The organism is Streptococcus sp. CSL10205-OR2 (assembly GCF_025660655.1).
Taxonomy (GTDB): domain Bacteria; phylum Bacillota; class Bacilli; order Lactobacillales; family Streptococcaceae; genus Streptococcus.
This window is the reverse complement of sequence record NZ_JAOTIN010000007.1, coordinates 66,988-89,744: the sequence shown is the minus strand read 5'-3', so window position 1 is coordinate 89,744 and position 22,757 is coordinate 66,988. Positions and strand designations below refer to the sequence as shown.

Annotated in this window: 19 protein-coding genes; all 19 read right to left on the bottom strand. The window is 33.1% G+C overall.

The genetic code is table 11. The features are described from left to right. The coding region (locus N7659_RS04945; protein ID WP_263276103.1) for an SdrD B-like domain-containing protein at nucleotides 1-3,342 on the bottom strand (3,342 nt) is incomplete at its 3' end. A gap of 381 nt (nucleotides 3,343-3,723) precedes the next feature. Next, nucleotides 3,724-5,685: an ATP-dependent zinc metalloprotease FtsH gene (gene ftsH / locus N7659_RS04940; RefSeq protein WP_263276102.1), complete on the bottom strand. Its 1,962-nt coding sequence runs from the start codon at nucleotides 5,683-5,685 to the stop codon at nucleotides 3,724-3,726. Nucleotides 5,686-5,709: 24 nt separating this feature from the next. Continuing rightward, on the bottom strand, nucleotides 5,710-6,252 hold the full coding sequence (gene hpt, locus N7659_RS04935) for a hypoxanthine phosphoribosyltransferase (RefSeq protein ID WP_263276101.1): 543 nt from the start codon (nucleotides 6,250-6,252) through the stop codon (nucleotides 5,710-5,712). 14 nt (nucleotides 6,253-6,266) lie between these two features. Beyond that, complete coding sequence (tilS, locus tag N7659_RS04930; RefSeq protein ID WP_263276100.1) at nucleotides 6,267-7,529, bottom strand: tRNA lysidine(34) synthetase TilS; 1,263 nt, start codon at nucleotides 7,527-7,529, stop codon at nucleotides 6,267-6,269. Continuing rightward, the gene (locus tag N7659_RS04925) at nucleotides 7,526-8,815 is read right to left on the bottom strand and encodes a serine hydrolase (protein ID WP_263276099.1); all 1,290 of its coding nucleotides are present in this window, start codon (nucleotides 8,813-8,815) and stop codon (nucleotides 7,526-7,528) included. The genes tilS and N7659_RS04925 overlap by 4 nt, the downstream gene beginning before the upstream one ends. Beyond that, nucleotides 8,812-8,937, bottom strand: a complete 126-nt coding sequence (locus tag N7659_RS04920; RefSeq protein WP_199567974.1) for an SP_0009 family protein — start codon at nucleotides 8,935-8,937, stop codon at nucleotides 8,812-8,814. The genes N7659_RS04925 and N7659_RS04920 overlap by 4 nt, the downstream gene beginning before the upstream one ends. Continuing rightward, complete coding sequence (locus tag N7659_RS04915; RefSeq protein WP_199567975.1) at nucleotides 8,937-9,308, bottom strand: FtsB family cell division protein; 372 nt, start codon at nucleotides 9,306-9,308, stop codon at nucleotides 8,937-8,939. The genes N7659_RS04920 and N7659_RS04915 overlap by 1 nt, the downstream gene beginning before the upstream one ends. After that, on the bottom strand, nucleotides 9,295-9,567 hold the full coding sequence (locus N7659_RS04910) for an RNA-binding S4 domain-containing protein (RefSeq protein ID WP_199567976.1): 273 nt from the start codon (nucleotides 9,565-9,567) through the stop codon (nucleotides 9,295-9,297). The genes N7659_RS04915 and N7659_RS04910 overlap by 14 nt, the downstream gene beginning before the upstream one ends. 26 nt (nucleotides 9,568-9,593) lie before the next feature. Next, entirely contained in the window at nucleotides 9,594-11,102 is a 1,509-nt protein-coding gene (locus N7659_RS04905; protein ID WP_263276098.1) for an oligosaccharide flippase family protein, read from the bottom strand. After that, nucleotides 11,077-14,574 carry a transcription-repair coupling factor gene (mfd, locus tag N7659_RS04900; RefSeq protein WP_263276097.1) on the bottom strand — a complete coding sequence of 1,166 codons (3,498 nt, stop codon included), beginning with the start codon at nucleotides 14,572-14,574 and terminating at the stop codon, nucleotides 11,077-11,079. Before mfd ends, N7659_RS04905 begins: the two co-directional genes overlap by 26 nt. Continuing rightward, nucleotides 14,567-15,136: an aminoacyl-tRNA hydrolase gene (pth, locus tag N7659_RS04895; RefSeq protein WP_263276096.1), complete on the bottom strand. Its 570-nt coding sequence runs from the start codon at nucleotides 15,134-15,136 to the stop codon at nucleotides 14,567-14,569. The genes mfd and pth overlap by 8 nt, the downstream gene beginning before the upstream one ends. A gap of 65 nt (nucleotides 15,137-15,201) precedes the next feature. Next, complete coding sequence (gene ychF, locus N7659_RS04890; protein WP_263276104.1) at nucleotides 15,202-16,317, bottom strand: redox-regulated ATPase YchF; 1,116 nt, start codon at nucleotides 16,315-16,317, stop codon at nucleotides 15,202-15,204. 94 nt (nucleotides 16,318-16,411) lie between these two features. Continuing rightward, complete coding sequence (locus N7659_RS04885; RefSeq protein ID WP_263276095.1) at nucleotides 16,412-16,774, bottom strand: helix-turn-helix transcriptional regulator; 363 nt, start codon at nucleotides 16,772-16,774, stop codon at nucleotides 16,412-16,414. A gap of 239 nt (nucleotides 16,775-17,013) precedes the next feature. Further along, nucleotides 17,014-17,676: a YoaK family protein gene (locus N7659_RS04880; RefSeq protein WP_263276094.1), complete on the bottom strand. Its 663-nt coding sequence runs from the start codon at nucleotides 17,674-17,676 to the stop codon at nucleotides 17,014-17,016. A 166-nt stretch (nucleotides 17,677-17,842) separates the two neighbouring features. Continuing rightward, entirely contained in the window at nucleotides 17,843-18,781 is a 939-nt protein-coding gene (locus N7659_RS04875) for an aldo/keto reductase (protein ID WP_263276093.1), read from the bottom strand. Between the two features lie 43 nt (nucleotides 18,782-18,824). After that, nucleotides 18,825-19,022 (bottom strand): DUF951 domain-containing protein, encoded by a 198-nt coding sequence (locus N7659_RS04870; RefSeq protein WP_263276092.1) that lies wholly within the window; start codon nucleotides 19,020-19,022, stop codon nucleotides 18,825-18,827. A 12-nt stretch (nucleotides 19,023-19,034) separates the two neighbouring features. Then, complete coding sequence (locus tag N7659_RS04865; protein WP_263276091.1) at nucleotides 19,035-19,916, bottom strand: diacylglycerol/lipid kinase family protein; 882 nt, start codon at nucleotides 19,914-19,916, stop codon at nucleotides 19,035-19,037. 23 nt (nucleotides 19,917-19,939) lie between these two features. Beyond that, nucleotides 19,940-21,076, bottom strand: a complete 1,137-nt coding sequence (gene dnaN, locus N7659_RS04860) for a DNA polymerase III subunit beta (protein WP_263276090.1) — start codon at nucleotides 21,074-21,076, stop codon at nucleotides 19,940-19,942. Between the two features lie 145 nt (nucleotides 21,077-21,221). After that, nucleotides 21,222-22,586, bottom strand: coding sequence for a chromosomal replication initiator protein DnaA (gene dnaA / locus N7659_RS04855; protein WP_411575298.1), 1,365 nt, complete (start codon nucleotides 22,584-22,586; stop codon nucleotides 21,222-21,224). Between the last annotated feature and the right edge of the window lie 171 nt (nucleotides 22,587-22,757).

The following is a 22,757-nucleotide window of genomic DNA, read 5'->3' as shown; positions in this document are numbered from 1 at the left end:
CCTGATATCAATACCTTCTTTTAAATAACCTGCATTTTTTTGAACAATAGGCTGATCGATATTTAGAACGAAACTATCTGTTGTGCCCTCTTGAGCATCAATAATGTGAGAACCATTTTTGTCATCTTTTGAGGGTAAAAGTTTATAACCATTTGGAGTTAAAATCTTAATTTTATATTGACCATTTCGATGAACGTCCATGGTGTAATAGCCGTTTTCATCAGTCTTAGTTTCAATTGGTTTTCCGTTCAATCCTACCACTGGATTACCTGAATCATCAATCAATTGCACTTTATAATCTTTAAAAGGTCGATCGTTTGTTCCCTTTAGACCATCTTTTATGTCTAAATCTTCAAAAACATAACCTTCTACTTTGTATTTAAATAGCTCAATTGAAGCATTATTTGATTCAGTAAATTCTAATTTTTTTGATGTTGAGACACCAAAAGAATTGGTGCTAATCAAGCGTTCATTAACGTTATCGTCTAGACCATAACGCCCTAAGTTAACATCGTCTGGAGTTAAAAATGGAACAGTAAACTCAACTGTTTTTCCAACAGGTAATGTAAAGCCATTGGTGAGAACAATTTTAAAGGCTTTTACTTGAGAATAATCTGTCGGGTTTAATAACCAGTTGGCTTTTTGAGCGTAGTCCTCCATATTTTTTGTTGGTGAATCAGTTGTGTAGAACACACTATAACCTTCTGGTACAACAACCGGCCCTTTTAAATGTATGTCAAATTGTGAATTTCTTGGGGTTCGTTCACCAATTAATTGATTGATGCCAACTGTTTTATCACCTATATGAGGCAACACATCTAACAATACAAAAGTATCAAAATCATCATCGGAATTGTTAATAATAGTTAGATGATAATCCCCTTGTGTCCCAATCTCTGCTCTTGCTATTGCGGGGGTCAGAGTATAGTCAATATCAAGATTTCCTCTAACTGTTTTTTTACTGATAAGTTCTTTTACAGGTGAGTGGTAAAACTTTCCCTGAGCCTTTGAAATGAAATCATCTGTTTTACCATTATGGTTTAAATCAAATATATCTTCTGTTACTTTAGAACTATCTGAAGCATCAATAGCTTTAATGTGATCATTATTTTCCCAACCAACATAAACCTCGTTAATATTTTCTCCTGGTGGTGTATCTTTTGTTACCTCCATTTGGTAATTGATTTGGTAAGGAAATGCATCTGAGGCTGTTTCTAAAGCTGTTGCTGTGACTGGAAGTATTTCCCAAACAAGTGCCGTACGTCCTGTTCCTTTATAGTTGAAAATAACATCAGGTTCATATTGACCATTTTTAAGACTAGAATTGTAACGATAAGAACCTTTACCATATTCTAGATTTAACATCGCAGAGTGAGGAACATACCGAGTTCCTAACGGTAATAAATCAACCATCTGAGTAAATTTGATTTCTGTTTCAGGTAATACACCATTAGCATTTAAATCAAGAGAAACATTAATTTTTTCACCTGCACCAAATGTTTTATTTTCCGTTTTAACATTTTTTCTAACATGAAACGTTTCATTAGGATCTATTAATAGTTTATCTTCACTACGAATAATTTTAGTGATTAATGGACCACCAATCTTATTGCCCGAAATCTCGGCTTCATTACTGAAAACATACGGAGTTGTTAATTTTACTTTAGGATCCTTCATTTTCACATAAAGTGTTACTTTAAATTTCATGTTTTCTGAGCTAGTTGGTTTTAAAATACTTTTCTGTGAAGATGAATTGTGAGCTTCAATAAAGACTTTATCCACTTGACCAGTTAGTGTAATTATCTGTTCACTTTCTAATAGAGAAACATTTTCTTTAATTAATACTTTTTCACCATTATCGGTTTGTGTATAGATGTCCAGGGTACCTTCAAAAATATCATCTGATGTTTTTGGTAATAAGATTTTTGAAAAATAGAGATTGTCATCTAGCTGACCATCAATTATTTTTAGATTTTCAATAGCTTTGTCTGAAGGATTGGTCACAAAAATATCCCATGGCCCTTCCCATTTTTTGAGATAACTTTCTCGATTATATATACGTTCCCATCCTTTTTTTTCAGCACTAAAGCCATCTGAAACAGACAATCCAAAAGTCATGCTATCTTCATAGACAATAGTATCTTCAGAAACATCTTTATTTTTTGGAATAAACTCTGCTTGCATTTTATTAGTGTAAACATTAGCATCTGGGGTATTAGGATCATAAAGTTTACCGTTAGGAAATAGTAGGTTTAGTTCTGGAGAATTTTGAAGGTGGTAACCAAGTTTAAAATCATCTAAATTAGCCACTTCATAAGTAGCCACTCTTGAAACGGAATCATATACCCATCCAGGATTGTTAATCTCAAGAAAAACAGCATCTTCTGGAAGAGTATCTCTATAAATAATCGTTTCAATATCTCGATTACCTATCTTATCTTCTATTGTTTTACTTATTCCTGTATGATATCTAAAAGTAACTAAATCAAGCTTTGATAACTCTTCACTAAGATGACTTGGATTGGTTGTGTTTTCTTCTCCACCAGAAACTATCTCTTGATCTATTCCAGAAAAAGTGGCGTTGGCTGTTTTAATTTGTTTTTCTGTTTCAACTTTTTTAATCTTATAAGTATAGTTTATGGTCTTTGTATCTAAAGGATTATCAACACCTTCAGCATAAATACTTGCTGTCACTGGTAACTGATAGCCATCAGGTGTTGGACCAGAGGTCGCGATAAATTTAGTTGGAAAACTAACATCTGTTCCGCCTGTTAAATCTTTAAAATGGTATTCAACAATATAATTACCGTCATTATCTTCTTTGATAAGGGCAGATCCTTCAAGAGAATCAGGTGTTGAAGTAATAATCTCATCTTTTTTAATGTAATTCTTATTGAATTTTAAAACAATCGTATAACTTTGTGTCCCTTGAGAAGACGTTGTTGCAAATCGCACATAAGTCGCTGTTTGTTGACCAGAAAAAAGAGTCGTCTCCGCTTCTCCTCTTTGGCTATTATAAAGTTCAAAATATTCTAGAACAATACCTGCATTGTCTTGATTTACAGGCAAAGTTTCGTTTGTCTCTATATCATCTAATTGGTTTTCTTTAGGTTGAACTGTTGTGGTATTTTGGTTAGTAGCATCCTCTTTCAATTGAGCGGTTTCTGATATAGTATCATTGTTTTTATCGGATACTACTATAGTATTGTTTGTGAGGTTGTCTGTGTCTTTTGCTAGTACCACAGAAGGTCCTAGAATTTGACCAACTAAAATAGAAAATAACATCACAAAATGCATTAGTCTCTTTTTTAGAGAAGTATCTATATTATTTTTTATTTTCATTTTTTACTCCTTTCTGTTATATGACTTCATTAGCATACAAAACTAATGACCTAGCATAAAAATTTTAAAAAAGCTAGTTTGGTAGTTCATCTTACCAAAAAATGATGAACAATAATAAAATTGAATTAATAGTGATTAAAACCTCCTTTATTATTTATTTAAAAATAAAAAATCTTTTTAGCAATAATCATTAATTTGAAAATAATAAACTTTCCTTAAAATTGCTTAAAATATACTATTTTTTCTCAAAAAAAGAAAGGAATATATAAATAATTTTAAAAAATAATTGTCAAAACTATAATTTATCATTTTTTCTTTCATCATTCGATAAAAAGAAACAACAAAAAAAGGACTGTTATCGTCCTTTTATGAATATTTTGATTACTCTTTTACTAATTTTTCTTTGATTTCATCGTAAGAAAGAGCATGAGTTTCTTCTTGTTCATCTTCTAATGATTTAGGCATTTCACCGGTTTCATAGATAGATTTAATTTGATGCGCATCAAGTGTTTCATATTTAAGTAAAGCTTCTGCAATCAATTTATGTTTTTCTCTGTTTTGATTAATAATATCAGCTGCTTTATCACGCGCTTCATTTAAAAGTTCTCTCACTTCTTCATCAATTAATAGGGCGGTTTGAGCAGAATAAGATTTTTCTGGCGTTAATTGGCCTGGCATCATGGCATGGTTTCCTTCATATTGAACAGGTCCAAGTTTATCACTCATACCATATTCAGTAACCATAGCACGTGCCATTTGTGTTGCTTGTTCAAAGTCATTAGAAGCACCTGTTGTTTGAACATTGAAGATGATTTCTTCAGCCACACGACCACCCATAAGTCCTGCTAATTGTTCTTTTAAATCATCCTTAGATAGCAGATTTTGATCTTCTTTTGGAAGAGCAATCATATAACCACCAGCACGACCTCTAGGAACAATAGTGACTTTATGAACAACACGAGCATTTGATAAGACAAGACCAACAATGGTATGTCCTGCTTCATGATAGGCAACCATTTGACGCTCACGTTCAGAAATCGTTTTGTCTTTCTTAGATGGACCAGCAATCACACGATCTTCAGCCTCATCAATATCACTAGCATCAATCTTGGTTTTATTTCTTCTAGCAGCGACTAAAGCAGCTTCATTGAGGACGTTTTCTAAGTCAGCACCGACAAAACCTGGTGTTTGTTGTGCGACAACTTTTAAATTAACATCGTCTGCTAAAGGTTTATTTTTAGCATGAACTTTCAATATTGCTTCGCGTCCCTTAACATCTGGACGACCAACCAAAACTTTTCTATCAAAACGTCCTGGTCTTAAAAGAGCTGGGTCTAAGACGTCACTTCGGTTTGTTGCAGCAATGACAATAATATTTTCATTACCTTCAAAACCATCCATTTCAATTAATAGTTGGTTAAGGGTTTGTTCACGTTCATCGTTTCCGCCACCCATACCTGCACCACGACGACGACCAACCGCATCGATTTCATCGATAAAGATAATGGCGCGTTCAGCTTTTTTAGCATCTTCAAATAAAGATCTCACACGACTTGCACCAACCCCAACAAACATTTCAACGAAGTCTGAACCTGAAATACTAAAGAAAGGAACGCCGGCTTCTCCTGCAACAGCTTTTGCTAGCAAGGTTTTACCTGTTCCTGGAGGTCCTTCTAAAAGAACACCTGCAGGAATTCTAGCACCGAGCGCCTTGTAACGTTTTGGGTCTTTTAGGAAATCAACAACTTCAATCAGTTCTTGTTTTTCTTCTTCAGCACCTGCAACATCTGAAAAACGAACTTTAACAGTGGTTTTGCTTGCTGTTCTCGCCTTATTTTTACCGATATTCATAGCGCCACGAGCGCCACCACCTTGATTCATCATCATGGTGAAAAAGAAGATTAAAATAACGATGGGCAAAAAGCCAACAATCAAAGATATCCATGTGCCAATAGAGCTTTCTGGCTTCACTGTTATTTCTGTTCCTGCTTCATCAGCAACATCTTGTAATGTTTTAATGGAAGTTTCACTTGGTAGGATGATGGATGTAAACTCTTTAACTGTTGTACTTGAATTACCAAAAAAGGCTAAATCATTTTTATTTTCAATCGTTTTTTCAGATTTGTATTCTCCTTCAACAGAAATAATACCACCATTTGGTTGATAGGAAATGGAAGCCACTTCACCATTTTTTATTTCTGAAACAAGGGTAGAATAATTAATTTTTTGGGCCTGTGTTGATGAGCCTCGCAAAAAATATTGTACTCCAAAAATAATGGAGATAATAATTAAAATATAGAGAAAAGGATTCTTAACAAATCCATTATTGTTATTATTTTTCATTTCTTGATGATAAACTTTCTATGATTATTTTGAATAGACTTCTTCTTTTAAGACACCTACATAAGGAAGGTTACGGTAGTTTTCTCTGTAATCCAATCCAAAACCTACGATAAATTCATTTGGAACATCATAGCAAACATAATCAGCATCAATAGTTACTTCTCTTCCTTCTGGTTTATCAAATAGAGTTGCAATTTTGATTGATTTAGCTTGACGATATTTAAACATATCTCTTAGGTATTTAAGCGTTCTTCCAGTGTCAATAATGTCTTCGATAAAAATGACATCTCGACCTTCAATGTTAGTGTCGACATCTTTTAAGATTTTGACTTCTCCACTACTTGTTGTTCCACCATGATAACTTGAAACAACCATGAAATCTAACTCAATTTGAGTGTCGATGTGTTTAATAAGCTCAGCTAAAAAAGGAATACAACCTTTTAAAACACCAACCAATAATGGATTTTTTCCATCATAGTCTTTTGTTAATTGTTGTCCTAATTCCTTAGCTTTTTTCGTAATGTCTTCTTCAGTATATAAAACCTTTTTAATATCTTTTTCTAACATCTTCTACCACTCTTTTATTCTTTTATTTTTTCAATATTTAATGTAGCAATCATTATATCATTATTAGAGTGATTTCTCAAATATGTATCACCGCCAACCATAATAAAAACAATAAAACCATCTTGTTCGCCAATAATAGCATTTTGACGCTCCAAGAAAGAATACTTTCCATCAATAAAAAGACGTCTAATTTTCTTAGAGTGGTTGCCAAGCTGAATTTTATCTCCTGGTTTGCGATGTCTTAGAATCATTGGAGACTGACTAGTTAAAGAAATATTGCCTGGTTTATCGGAAAAAGAAAAACGATATTTACCAAAGGTCACATTGTTTCCATATTCTAACACTTTTTCAAGGCTTTGACTATCGGTCTTTGGGTCTATTTTTTTTACGGTGAACTGTTGGTAATCTTTAATGAGATAATAATTATTTTTTAAATGATGGGAATAATTAGCTTTTGTTTTAATAATGTGTAAAACGTCTTCAAATTGATTTTTAGACAAGTTTAAATCTACAAATTGTTCTAAGTAAGTCTGTAATAAAAAACACTGCACTGCAGCATCTTGACTTAAAAAAACTTGACAATTTTGTGTAGAAATGTCTTTTGTTAACGACTGTAACGCTTGTTTTAATAAGTTGATCTCTCTTGATGTCTCAATAAGATGATGAGATAGTTGAGGATTTTCTTTTTGCAAGGAAGGGAGATACACATTTCTAATACGGTTTCTAAGAAATGTATTTTCATTATTTGAAGCATCTTCAAAATGAAAAACCTGAGGCAGGTCTTTTTTCTTAATGGTTAAAAACGGTCTAATGAGTTCACCATTAAAAAAGGGCTGTCTTTCTTTTATGCCAGTTAAATCCATCAAACGAGACCCACGAAGTAATTTCATCAAAATTGTTTCTGCTTGATCATCTGCATGATGAGCAGTGACAAGAGCAGTATAGCCATGTTCTGACATTATCTGTTTAAAAAACGTATACCGATGATTTCTTGCTCTTTCTTCTGAAAATGCTTCTTTGAAATGACTAATATAAATGGGAATTTCATGATTGGTTGCCCATTCTTTCAAATAATTTTCTTCTTCTTTTGAAGCCAAACGTTGATTATGATTAACATGGGCAATGGCAATGGAAATCTCTAATACCTTTTTATAAGCATATAAAAATTGCAAAAGTGCCATGGAGTCTGAACCACCTGAAACTGCAATCAATACCTTATTGTGTGTAGAAAAATAAGATTTTTTTTGAATGATTTTTAATAGTTGTTGATTGTTCATTTTAAAACACCATAGACATCATTTGCAATAGCTGTTATATCATCATAAGAAGCGTGATCTGTAAATATTGATAGGATAAACGGTTTTTCTGCATAGACAATCGCAACGTCATGTCTAAAATCGTAAGCATCGCCTATCTTGTGAGCCACTTGAACATCAATATCCTTTGAAATGCGCTCATTATCAAATTTTGTTTGAGAGAGATAATCAATAATGGTACCATTTTGATAATAAATGGCTTCCATCATGAGTCCGGCTTGTTGAGCCGTACTATTTCTACCAACCATATCCCAATTAGTGCCGATGGCCTTTGAAATACTTGTTTGATAATTAGCATCGTATTTATCATCAACATAATAACCTAGTAAGTTACTAGCAACATTATCTGAATTTTGACTAACTGCTTTTAAAAGGGACTCAAGACTATATTCCTTGTCATCGGGCAGTTTACTCATATCACCACTGCCGTCTGTGTCATAGGCACCATCAAAGTTCATTGAAGCTTCATTGTACTTGAAGCGATTGTCTAAAGAAAAAGTCTTGGTGTCAAGTTTTTCTTGAGCGTAGTATAAAATAGGAAGTTTGGTAATACTCGCAGAATACATGACTTTGTCCGCATTGATTTGTGCCACTTCTTGGCTGTCAAGATCCTTAACATAAACTGAAATGTCCGCATTTTGATATTTTTCATTCAAAATATCTTGAACATGTGCCATGCGATTATCATTTTCAGAAAGTATGGTAGCATCAATCCATCCTTTTTCTTCAACTTTATAATAAGTCCCATGATTGGTTGTTGCTTTTTGTGACACTTGAACACTGGTAAAATCAGTAACTGATTTCTCTGACGGTTTTACACCCGTTACAAAAGGTTGTGGGTAAAAAACAGCTTTTTTCCCTACCCAAAATGTAGCGTCAATAGGTTCTTGACTTAAAATGACATCATCATAAATCACATCATAACTAGCACTAATAAAGCCACCATTTGATAATTCAAACACTGGCATATTGGTATCATTAATGAGAAAACGATTTAAACTGATTTGAGTATTTGCAGTTAAAATGTTTAAAGGTTTTGATAGATTCACATCTTCATAAATTTGGGCGTCTTGTTTTAAGACGGGATTTTCAGGGAAATAAGAAAAATAGTCTACTTGACTAGCTGGATTTTGTAATAGTTGGTATTGCAATCCGTTAGATAAAGAAGCCTCTTTTTCCGTACTGATGATGGAGAGAGGTAACAAAAAGACAGACATTGCTAAAAAGAATGCGAATACTTTTTTCATTTTGTTTTGTCCTCTCCCTTCTTTGTTTTTTCTTTTAATTGTTGATTCTTCTCAGATAGTTCTTTTAGTTTATCATCTGAGTATGTCAAAAATTTTTCGATAGTATTAATTAAATTTTTCATTATTTTGGTAGTAATTCCGGGGTTTGAAGAATAACTTCTCCCTCAAATTTATAGGAATATTTGGCACGCGCATACTTTTCAACGTAATCTGTATCTTTTAAGCGGTTAGCCAGTTCTTTTTTTTGATTGGTTTCTTCTTCTAGAGTATTGAATTCTTTTTGTAATTCAATGATTTGCTGCTTTCTATTTTCCAAAGCGACATAACTTGATACTAAGTTATAGGTTGGTAAAATAAACAGCAAGGTAATGACAATCAATACTAAACCGATAAAACGATGACGTTTACGAATTTCTTCTTCTTCAAAACGTTTTTTTTGATTAGCATCCTTGATAAAGTCATTATTTAATTGAACAATATTAGGCTTCTTCATCTTTATCTATCCTTGTTTCACTAATGATTTCATACATTTTGCTAGCATCTTCTTTTTTGGTGCTGTCTTTCATCTCTAACACACGTACCACTAATAATTTATTTCCAAATCTTATTTCAATGGTATCATTATATTTTAATTTGGTAGAGCTTTTAGCCAAAATGCCATTAACTTTTATGCGACCTTTATCTGCTACTTCTTTAGCAACTGGTCGTCTTTTTATTAAACGCGATACTTTCAAATATTTATCTAATCTCATAATATCCCTCACATCTCTTCATTTTATCACTTTTCTTTGTAGAATGGTAGAAAAGTAAATAATCTTTTATCAAAAATTTGCCAACTCTTACTTAGAAAAAGAAAAATACCAGCACCCACAAGGGTTGATAGAACAATATTAACAAATAAAGCTAAGCGATTAGTACTTGGTAAAAGATAACTAGTTGCCAAAGTAAAACTAATCATAACAAGGACAGAAAGAACAAATTTGGGTGTTAAAAGAGATAGTAAATTCACTTTTTCTTTTTTGAGATAACAACTTAAAACAAGAATTAAAGCAAAAACTGTTGATAAACTAGCTCCCACAATTCCAAAAATGACGGTTAAAGGATAGGTGATAAGTCCTTTTGCCACAATTCCAACAAGAAGATAAAGTAAGGATTGTTTATTTTGACCTTCAATAAATAAGGTCTGATGAAAAAATTGGATAAGACTAGTTAAAAAGATGATGAAAAGATAAATCATCAATGCTTCAATACCAAGATTATTTTTAAATAAAAAACGATTCATCTCAGGTAAAATGGCTAGAAAGCCTAGAGTTATCACACTATTAAAATAAAAAATGAAAGCTAAGAATAATTTATTTTCTCTCTGATAATCTTCTTTTTGTCGATGATAGTATCGCGTCAATTTAGGAAGATAAGTAGTAAATAAAGCCGTTGAAAAAATAAGACCAAATTGAATTAAAGGTTGTCCACGATCAAAAATCCCTTTTTCAATTTCTGCCAAATTATTTGATAGTCCTTGAGTAACCAGTGCATTTTTAACTAAAAACGCATCAATCAATTGAAACAAGAGTAAGTAAATAGAAAAAAAGATAAAAACAAGACTTGGAAAACCTATATGTTTAATGGCTGTTAGGGTTAAAGAGCCATTTCGTATGATTTTTTTAAGAGAAACAGGTACTTTTCTTATTAAATAGATTAATGTGATAGCACTGGCTAAAAAACTACCTAAAACAGCAATAGTAGCAGCCTGGTAAATAGTTAGATGCCAAATCCCATAAATGATTGCTGCTAAAATAATCACAGAAATTCTAATCGTCTGTTCAACAACTTGACTAACTGCTGTTGGTCGCATATTTCCTCTTGCTTGAGCCAACCCTCTATAAAAAGAGATAAAAGGGACCAAGAGTAAGGTTAAACCTACAATCTGAATAGCTGTTTTTAAGGGACTAGCTCCCATTAATTCTGCTAAAAAACCGCTAAAAAGGATTAAAATAAGTGATCCTATCCCTGAAATAAGACACTCTAGTTGAAATAAGGTACCGAGTGTTTTTTTCTCTTGTTTTTGTGCCAAACTAGAAATGATATTAGGAAAAGCAATTAATCCTAAGGTTGAGATGATACCAATCAAAGGATAGATTTGTTGATAGGCATAAAAGCCTCTGTCACCAACAATATTTTGATAAGGAATACGGTAGATGGCAGCTAAAATTTTTGATATCAAACCAGCTAGAATAATGATAAAACTAGCTTTTTGAGTATGATTAAGACTTTCTTTCTTTAATGTCATCTAGTGCTTCTCCAAATTGTTTTAATTCTTCTAAAATCACGTAATCTTTTTTGTTTCTAACATCGAAAACAATCTCAATTTTTCCTTGATGTTCACTAATGCGAGCTTTTAGCTGAGTTTTCGAAATAGCTTCAAAATAGTCTTGGGTGAGATAAATGCTTAGTGATTTTTTTTCAAATCGAATGGTCAAATAGCCATTATTTTTTTGAACATACTCCACAAACGCTTTATCCATATAACTTTTAATGAGTCCTATTTCTAGAAGATAAGCCACTTGATCGGAGTATTCGCCAAAGCGATCGATGATTTCTTCTTGTAATTCTTGGTAGCTATCTTGATTATTAATTTCTCTAATGCGTTTGTAAATTTCAATTTTTTGACGTTCATCAGCAATATAATCATTAGGAAGATAAGCATCTATTTTTAAGTCAATTTCAGCATTACCTTTTTGTCTTTCTGGCAATTGACCTTGTTTACTTGCAATAGCTTCTTCAAGGAGTTGTGAATACATTTCAAAACCAACTGAGTCGATGAAACCACTTTGAGAAGCACCAAGAATATTTCCCGCACCACGAATGGCCAAATCACGCATGGCAATTTTAAAACCACTCCCTAGTTCTGTAAAGCCTTTGATGGCTTCTAAACGTTTTTCTGAGACTTCTGTTAATATTTTATCAGGATGATACATGAGATAAGCATAGGCTAAGCGACTACTTCGTCCAACACGACCTCGTAGTTGGTAAAGGGTTGATAGCCCCATATAATCAGCATTTTCAACAAATAAGGTGTTTACATTTGAAATATCAACACCAGTTTCGATGATTGTTGTTGCTACTAAGACATCATACTCACCTTCAATAAAACTAAAGAGCGTGTTTTCCAACTGAATGTCACTCATTTGACCATGTACAAAACCAATACTTGCTTCTGGCACAAGCTCTTTTAACTCAGAAACTTTTTTCTCAATCGTCTCAACACGATTATAGACATAATAAATCTGGCCACCACGATCGATTTCTCTTAGAATGGCTTCTCTGATAATATCAGGATTTGAAGGAGTAACATAGGTTTGAACAGGATAGCGATTGGTTGGTGGTGTTTCAATTAAAGAAAGATCTCTAATTCCTAACATTGACATGTGTAAGGTTCTAGGAATGGGTGTGGCTGTTAAGGTTAAAACATCGACTTTTGCTTTTAATTGTTTTAATTTTTCTTTATGCTTAACACCAAATCGTTGCTCTTCATCAATGACAATTAATCCTAAATCAGAAAAAACAACATCATTTGATAAGATGCGATGAGTACCAATTAAAATATCAACTTGGCCCTTCTTCAACTGATCAAGAGTCATTTCTTGTTCTTTTTTTGTTTTGAAACGACTAACCAGATCAACCGTCACTGGATAAGCTTCAAAGCGTTCTTTAAAAGTCATATAGTGTTGTTGAGCAAGGACTGTCGTTGGGACTAATATTGCTACTTGCTTACCATCATTGACAGCTTTAAAAGCTGCTCTCATAGCAACTTCTGTCTTACCAAAACCGACATCACCAACAAGTAATCGGTCCATTGGTTGAGAGTTTTCCATATCTCTTTTAACTTCTTTGATAGAGCGAAGTTGATCAGGAGTTTCGACAAAAGGAAAATCAGCATCAAATTCTTTTTGACTATCATCATCCGGCGAGAAAGCAAACCCCTTTAACTGACTTCTTTGGGCATAAAGTTTGATTAAATCATCAGCAATATCTTCAACCTGTTTAGATACTTTTTGTTTGGTGCGTTGAAAACGACCATCATTTAATTTGTTGATTTTAGGCTCTTTGCCATCACTTGCAAGATATTTAGAAATGAGATTAATCTGCTCGACTGGAATAGAAATGCGATCTGAATTTTGGTATTGAATGGTGATATAGTCTTTATGAACACCTGAGACTTCAATGGTTTCAATACCTAAAAAACGACCAATACCATGAATGTGGTGAACAACATAATCACCTTTTTCAAGCTCATTATAGTTTTTGAGACGCTCCGCATTTGTCAGTTGTGTGGTTTGTCTTTGACGTTTGACTTTTTTATGAAATATTTCTTTTTCTGTGATTAAAACCAGTTTTTCATCAGCAAAATAAAAGCCACTAGATAAAGATGATTGCATTAATTGAACGTGAAATGGGACAATGTGATTTTTTTCAGTAATAACAATATCTAAACCATATTCTCTAAGCGTTTCTTGTAATTTGACTAGTTCCTTTTTTGTGCTTGATTGAATAATAACCGTTGTTTTTTGTTTTTGATAGCGATTAATCTCATCAACCAATAAAGGTAATTGATTATAAAATTCTTGAATCGGATATTGATTATATTGATATAAGTCATCAAACGTCAGATTCCCCAAGCCACGATGAATAGAAGTGAAAAAAGTTGCAGGTTGATACTTTTTAAATGTTTGAAAATGATCAGCAAAGTAAGTCACTGTTGAAAGTGACTGATTTTTTTGCAAATCATCTGTTAATAGTTGTGCACTTTCAAGCGTCAAACGTGTATTTTGATCGTTAATTTTTTGAAAATCATCAAAGAAAACAAGCGTACCTTTTGGAAAATAGTCTTTTAGTGTCCATTCTTTTTCATAAAAGAGCGATAAAAACTGGCGATGACGCTCTGGTTTATGAAATTGCTTGATTTCTCTTAAAAAATCTTCCAAGAATGGTTTTTGTTCCTGATTAGCTACCTTTATCGCTTTTTCAATCTTAGAAGAAGCTCTCAAATAATCTTCTCTTGTTAGTAAGACATCATCTGCTGGATTGATATCTAGAGACTCTAAAGAATGAAGTGATTTTTGTGTCTCACTGTCAAATTGTCTTATCCCATCAAGCTCATCACCAAAAAATTCAAGTCGATAGGGAAATTCCTGAGTAATGTCATAAACATCAAGAATATCGCCTCTTTGACTAAACTCACCTGGATTTAAAACTTGAGACACACGATCATAACCCATTTGATGAAGGTGATTAACCAACTCCTCGGGATTTTTTTCTTCTCCAACCACTAGAGAAATGGTAGCTTCTTTAAACTGTTTGGGACTAGGTAACAAGACCCTAAGACCAACAATGGTTGTGACTAAAATTCCTTTTTTGTTTCTATCTCGTAAGAATTTTAAGCTTTCTAGCCGAGAAGAAGCTCTGTCTAAAGATGAAAAAATAAATTCTGCTGCTGATACATCATCAGCAAAAAAATGATAAATAAAAGTATCCTCAATCACACTTGAGAGATTTGCAATCAATTCTTCTGCTTGATGTTGTGTTGCTGTCACAATCACCAGTTTACCATCTTGCTCTTGGTAAGCCTTAGCCATTACTAGTGCTTTAGCAGAACCTGATAATCCCATGATAAGTTGACGTTTTTCTTGTTTAATTGTTTTTAACCATTTGGTGATGGTTGTGTTTTGACCAATTAAGTCTAAAAGTGTTATCTTATCCATTATATTTTTGCATCATCTTTTCAAAATTTTGTTCTTGTAAGTAGTCCTTGACAATGGTGTCAACCTTATCTAGCGTGTTTAAAATGGTTATCTTATCCTCTGTGGAAAATGGTGTTAAGACATGTTTAACAACAGTCATTTTTCCTACTGGACGACCAATCCCAACCTTAATACGCTTAAAGTCTTTAGTTCCAATATGTTCTATAATACTTTTGATACCATTATGTCCACCTGCTGAACCTTTTTGACGTAGTCTGATTTTTCCAACGGCTAAGTCAAGATCATCATAAATCACTAACAGATCATCAACTGACACATTATAGTAGGTTAATAGAGCTCTCACAGCAATACCACTATTATTCATAAAGGTAGTAGGTTTCACAACATATACTTTTTCACCGTTGTGGAAAAAACTACCGATATCAGCTTTAAAGATGTTATTAGCTGTAAAGGTTGTGTCAAGTTCCTTGACAATAGTGTCAATTGCCATAAAACCAACATTGTGTTTTGTTTCATGATATTTACTACCAGGATTTCCTAATCCAACAATCATTTTTGTCATTTATTTCCCTCTACTTAAACACTAAAAGGGTTGGAAATACTATTTCCAACCTTTTTAATTGTTAACTACACATTAAATCTAAATTCCATGATATCGCCGTCTTGAACGATATACTCTTTTCCTTCTTCTCTCAAGCGACCAGCTTCTTTAACTGCTTTCTCACTACCATAAGTCATTAAATCATCATAACTCATGGTAACCGCGCGGATAAAACCTTTTTCAAAGTCAGAGTGGATAATGCCTGCTGCTTGTGGTGCTTTCATTCCTCGTTTAAAGGTCCAAGCTCTCACTTCTTTTTCACCAGCTGTAAAGTAGGTACCAAGACCCAAAAGGTGATAAGCAGCTCTGGTTAACTTGTCGACACCTGATTCAGTTAACCCAATAGCTTCTAAGAATTCCCCTTTTTCATCATCATCAAGCTCAGAAATTTCTTCTTCTGCACGCGCAGAGATGACAACAACTTCAGCATTCTCAGTTTCGGCAAAAGCTCTGATTTGTTTAACGTAGTCAATGCTATCTGGATCAGCAACCTTATCTTCGTCAACATTAGCCACATAAAGAACTGGTTTTGTAGTGAGAAGAAAGAGCCCTTTGACAACTTTTTCTTCTTCCTTATCAAAAGCAACTGTTCTAGCTGATTTTCCTTCTTCAAGAACTGGTTTTATTTTAGAGAGAACATTAAATTCTGCCACAGATTCTTTATCTTTTTGTGTACGAGCCATTTTTTCAACACGCGCATAGCGTTTATTAACAGACTCAAGGTCTGCTAAAATCAACTCTAAATTGATGGTTTCAATGTCAGAGATAGGATCAACAAAATCACTTTCACGTCCTTGTTCTCGCATAACATTTTCATCATCAAAGGCACGTACAACATGGACAATAGCATCCACCTGACGGATATTGGCTAAAAATTTATTTCCTAAACCTTCACCCTTTGAAGCTCCTTTGACAATCCCTGCAATATCTGTAAACTCAAAAGTTGTTGGAACTGTTTTTTTAGGAACAATAATTTCGGTGATTTTTTGGAGACGTTCATCTGGAACTTCTACCATTCCAACATTTGGGTCAATAGTTGCAAAAGGGTAGTTGGCAGCTTCTGCACCTGCTTTTGTTATTGCGTTAAATAAGGTTGATTTTCCCACATTTGGTAAACCAACAATGCCTGCTGTTAAAGCCATAAAATTTCTATTCTCCATTCAAAAATTCAATCATCACTATTATAGCATAAAATCAAAGGAAAAAGCCTGCAAGATTGCAAGCTGATGATTATTCTTAAGGAGCAATTCCTTTAGAACGTAAGAACCAGTAAAATAAATAAAGAAAGACAAGAATATAAAACCATTTATACGGACCAAAAACCTTAACAAACCATTGTCCTAGTCTAGTGAAAAACTCCCAACCATTCATACTTTTATCAATGATTTGTACAGGTGGTTTCTTACCTGTCACTAATTCGTCTAAACTAAGTTCTAATAATTCGGACAGACTAACAAGATTTTCCAAATCCGGAGTAGCTTCACCATTTTCCCACTTTGAAATGGCTTGTCTAGAGATAAATAATTCCCTTGCCAAATCTTCTTGAGATAGTTTTCTTTTATTGCGATATATTTTTAATTGTTCTGCAAATAGAGTCATTACTAGAGCTCCCTTCTTTATTTTATACCTTTATCTTAGCTCTTTTGTTTTGATTGCACTAGCACTTTTTAACGCAACTAATGGTTGCAAAAATCTTCTAAATGCTTATTTAAAAAGGTTTTCATGGTTGCAAGCAAATTTTTAAATGCTAATTAATAACAAAAAACAGTGGCTATGTTAATCTTACATGTTCTAACACAAGAAACTTCTAAATCCTTGTAAAAAACAAAATAAATCATTCATAAAAAAGCTTGTTTGTCTTTCACAAGTAAAAAAATAGCCATTCCTAAAAAAATCAAACTAAGTAATATGGTTGCTTGTCCTAAATAAGTAACAAAAAAACCATTTAATAAGGCACCAAAAGCAAAACTAACTAATATAAATAGTGTATCTTTGAAAGCTATTTTCTTTGTTGTATCATGATTAATATAAGCTTCAAAAAAATAAGTGGCAAGATGGCGTAAATTTCCAGTCATCATTAAAGATGTAAAAGGTTTTCCTTTTAATTTAGCAAATACTTGTAGTTGCATCGCTGCAGCAATGGATAGTAATGCATTTGCTAGTAGATTTGGGAGAAATGATGAAAAAACTCCTACAAATAGTAACAATACAGTTTCAAAAAGTAAAAACCATAATTGCTGATTTTTACTAATTTTCTTTTGTAATTGTCTTGCGATTAAAACTCCCAAGAAAAAAGCAAGAATTGGGATAAGATGATTGATTAAAATAGACCAATTAGCTTGTCCTAAATGGATGCCTAGTAAAATAAAATTACCTGTTTGAAGCCCAGCAAACACTTCACCATGAGCTAAAAAAGTGTATGCATCTAAACCACCTGCCACTGCTGCTAAAGCAAGACCAAATTCTAAGCGTTCATGAACGTCGTATTTTTTTTTATCCATATGTTCTGACCTTCTTTTAAAAAATGATAATCATTATAAAACGGCAAATGTCATTAGCAATTACCGTTACTTATTATAAATCTTTTTACTCAAAACATCAGTGATGGTGTTTTGAAGGTCTTTATTTACAAATCCTTACAACTTAGTTTAATCTTAGTATCTTTTCTTAATAACTAACAACACCATTTTTAATAGTGAATTTAGACATGGTTGGACCAACGATATTACTAATTTTGATAGCTTCATTAATTCTAGTAATATCATTTTCAGTTAAAGTGATATTAAGTCCTTCAACAGTTTCTTCTAACTGAACTATTTTTCTTGCACCAGTTAAAGGAATGATATCTTCACCCTTGTTATAAATCCAAGCATGTGCTAATTGAACAATAGAAATATTTTTTTCTTTTGCTATAGTAGCCATAACATCCGTTAAAGGATCTTTTTCTGTATCAAAAAGACGTCCTAGTCTTAATAAACCAAAAGCGACGACACCTATTCCCAACTCTCTAGCAACAGGTAAAATATCTTTTTCAATGCTATTATTGGTAATAGAATATTCAAGTTCTACTAAACTGATGGGGTGAACTGTATTAGCTTTTCGTAAGATTTCACTATCGACTTCTGATAGACCAATATGTTTGATGTAACCTTCTTTAATCAGGTCAGAGAGGGCACCTATTGTCTCTTCAATAGGAATACCAATATCAACTCTAGCAGGTTGATATAAATCGATATAATCAAGATTGAGATTTTTAAGGGTTGAGGTGATGTATTTTTTGACATTTTTTGGACCAACATCAACTGTATTTCCACCTGAAAAGAGATTTCCAAAAGTACCGTATTTTACGGAGATAAAAACTTTATCTCTATTTTGTCCTTTGAGAGCTTCACCTAGTAGTTTTTCATTGTGACCATCAATACCATAAAAATCACCTGTGTCAAAAAAACTAATCCCCAAATCTAAAGCTCTATGAATCGTAGCAATGCTTTCTTTTCTATCTGATGTAGGATTAGTGGACATTCTCATGGTTCCTAGTCCTAATCTTTTAAAACTAAAGTCTTTCCCTTGATAGTTATCTGAAATGATTAATTGACTATTTTCCATTTTTTTCTCCTTTGATAAGGATCCAGTACCTTGTTTACTATATTTAAGTTTCTAAAACTTTTTTTAGTTTACGATTAAAATCATAGCGACTCATCATCACGATATGTTGACAATTGGTGCATTTTATCTTGATATCAGCTCCAACTCTCACCACTTCCCAACGATTAGCTTTTTTACCTGTCGCTTTGATAATGCAGGCATGCGGTTTTTTCATTTCGACTATGGAGCCTAAGGCATACATTGTTAATCCTTTCTAGAGATAAATCTCTCTTTGTTCGCAACAAAGTGATAATTGGTTTGTTTCAATCACTTCACCATCTACTTGGACTAAATTTTCTTTAGTACTAGTAATAGTGACTTTTTTAAAAATCTTATGGTTAATGGCAGGTGTGTTTTTGTGTTTTTTGAAAAGAACTGCTAGCAAAGTCATCACATTTTTCAATAATCCTTCATCCTTAAAATAAACACAATTAATATTAGGATCAAAAGGACTAGCATCCGGCCAAACCACTATTCCTCCACCAAAATAACGACTATTAGCAAAGGATAAGAAAAAAATATCAGACAGTGTGAATTTTTCTTGTTCTGTTTCTAGAAAAACAGTAGCAGTTGGTGTACAAAACAAAGAAACAACACCATATAAAGGATAAACCAGTTTACCTAGTTTAACCTTTCCTAGTATCGTTTTTAATGGTGAATTTTCAGAAAAACTTATCACTTTGGCCGCAAAACCAAAATCAAGACTATTGATAATGATGCCATTATCATAGTTAATGACATTGATGGTCTGTTTTTGTTTTTGTTTGATTGCTGAAATAATATTATCAATATGATTAATGTTTAGTGATCTAGCAAAATCATTTCCCGAACCTGATGGATAATAAGCAAAAGGGATGTCTTTTGGTAAGTGTGATAGGACTTTTGACAAAGTCCCATCTCCTCCAATGACTAAAATGGCATCCTCTTCTTTGTTGAAAGAAGATAAGATGGCAGCAACTTGATTTTTCTCATCATCCACTTTAGTCGTAATATAAAGTTTAAAATCAATGTTGGGATAAGCGTGAGTTAATTTTTCATACTTTTCAAGAGCAGACTTGTCTCCTGAATTAGGGTTAGCTAATAAGTGTATTTTCATTAGTTAGTCGTCTTTTTCATTTTTTAGTTAGTACGTACAGGAGTGATTAATTGAATAAAATTCTCTTTGTCATCTGCAGGAAGTAGAGTGAATGGTCTTACTGGCGAAATGAAATGTATTTCAACTGTTTCACTTTTTAAAGCTTTTAAGGATTCAATCAAGTAAGTTGGGTTAAAACTGATGGTTAAATCAGAGCCAGATGATTCTAAAACATCTAATTCTTCGTTGACTTTACCAACTTCTGGTGAATTAACATGAGCGGTTACTTTTTGTGATGTGATTTCCAGTTTAACAGTACCATTTTGAGTAGCGTTAGAAACTAGAAAAGCTCTTTCCATGGCTTGTCTTAAAGCACCAGTGCTAAAGATCAAGGTTGTTTCAGATTGATTGGTTAGTAAACGATCAGTATCAGGATAATTGCCTTCTAATAGTCTGGTGTAGAAATTAATGGTATCACTTCTAAACAACATTTGACTGTCAGAAAAGAAAACTTCAATCGTTTCCACAGCATCTGAAAAAACAGAACTAAATTCACGAAGAGATTTGCTTGGAATCACAACGTCAAAGTTAGCTGATGTTTTATCAAGCGTCATTTTTCGTTGGCTAAGTCTATGTGAATCGGTAGCTACAGCCTTCAACTCATTGTTGTTGGTTAATGTGAAATGAACACCTGTTAAAATAGGACGACTTTCTTGATGGCTAGCAGCAAATGCTGTCTCACTGATTAGGGTTTTAAACAATTCTGTCTTTAAAACAAGAGGTTGAGACGTTTCCATCTCTTGTAATCTTGGATAGTGAGAAACATCTTTTCCTTTTAGGGTGATTTCAGACTTACCGCTAACAAGCAAGACTTGTTGCTGTTCAATTTCTTTAAATTCAAAAATAATATCAGGCAAACTTGATACAATATTAGTGAAAAAATTAGCTTCTAATAAGATAGCTCCAGTTTGGCTAACTAATAAACCAGCATCTTCATTGTTAGATGAGATAATGGTTTCAATCGAAATTTGACCATTAGAACCTGTTAAGGTAATGGCATCTTTATTGACTTCAATTTTAAAACTTGAAAGAATAGGAATCGCATTTTTAGAACTAATGGCTCTTTTAGTAGCATTTAAAGCTTGAAGGAAAAAAGCTTTATTGATAGAAAAATGAATCATGGAAAACTCCTTTATTTTATAAGTATTATATATAGTAATAATAATAAGGCCTGTGTATAATGAGGATAACTCATTTAATTCTTTATTTGTCTAAGGTTAGCCTATGTTGATTACCTGTGGAAAAAGTTACCAATTAATGTTGATGTTATCCACAGCTCTGTTTGATAGTATTTTTAATTGATTTAATTTCAATCATTAGATTATCATCTTGAGCTAACATATTTTTAATTTTATTGTAGGCATAAAGAACGGTAGAATGATCTCTCCCACCAAATTCCTTACCGATTTTAGGAAGGCTGTTATCAGTCATCTCTCTGACTAAAAAAATGGCGACTTGTCTTGCGAGAACAATGTTTTGATTTCGTTTGGTCGATTTGATTTCTTTAGTGGTGACACCATAAAATTTTCCAACCTGTTCTTGAATCATTTCAATCGGGATAACCTTAATAATTGGTTTTTCTTGCTTTCTAGCACGAATGGCTTCTACGACTAATTCAATGGTGATGGTTGATACTTTTTTCGTACTAGCCACTAAGTTGATGTCTTTTAAAGCCCCTTCTAACTCTCTAACGTTGGAGTCAAATTGTCCAGCAAGGTATTCAATGGTTTCTTGTGGAAAATCATAGGTATATTCTTTTATCTTTTCTTGTAAGATAGCCACACGTGTTTCAAATTCTGGAGGTGTGATGTCTTGTGTTAATCCCCAACTAAATCTAGTAACAAGACGATTTTCCAAGTCGTTTAATTGGTCAGGAGACCGATCACTTGTTAAGACAATTTGTTTATTTTTATCTCTTAGGGCATTGAAGGTGTGGAAAAACTCTTCTTGAGTACCAGGTTTTTTAGCCAGTGATTGAATATCATCGATTAATAGCACGTCTAGATTACGGAATTGATTTTTCAACTCATCAATGGTTTTTAAACGAATATGAGTCACATACTCACTGATAAATTCCTCGGTGGTTATATATTTTATTCGTGCTTTAGGATCGTTTTCAACAATAAAATTGCCAATCGCATTTAACAAATGTGTTTTTCCAAGTCCTGGACCACCCCAGATAAATAAAGGATTATAGGTAATGCCAGGTGTTTCAGCCACAGCTCTTGCAGCAGCAAACGCCCATTGACTACCTGGTCCTTGGATGAAATTATCAAAACGATATTTAGGATTTAAGTCGTTTTCAACAGGCGTTAATTCCTGTAAAGGACGTGTTGGTTGTGATAAAAAATCGTGTTGTTTAGTAGATTCTGTCCTTGTTAAAAAGTCTTCAAAAACATATTCTGCTGTTATTTCAGCATCATAGATTTCAAAACCAGCAGTTAAAATAGCTGGTTTTAAGTTTTTTTCCCAAAATAGTTTTTTATTTTTTTCTTCGATAAAGATAGTGGCTACCTTATTTTCAACCTTGATTAGTTTTGCATCGGCAATATAATAATCAAAAGCAGTTTGTCTTAATTTTTCTTGAGCTAATTCTATCAGTCTGTTCCAAAAAATCTGCTCATTGCTCATCACAGCGCCTCCTAAAAGATTGTTCAGTTCTTTCTATTTTAACACAAAAACAGAAAGAAAGCCATCAAAATAGCAAGTTAGAAGGAAAGTTATCCACAGGTGTTAATAAACTATAAACAATATTAATAACACTTATCCACAATATGTGGATAAGTGTTATTTTATTTGCTA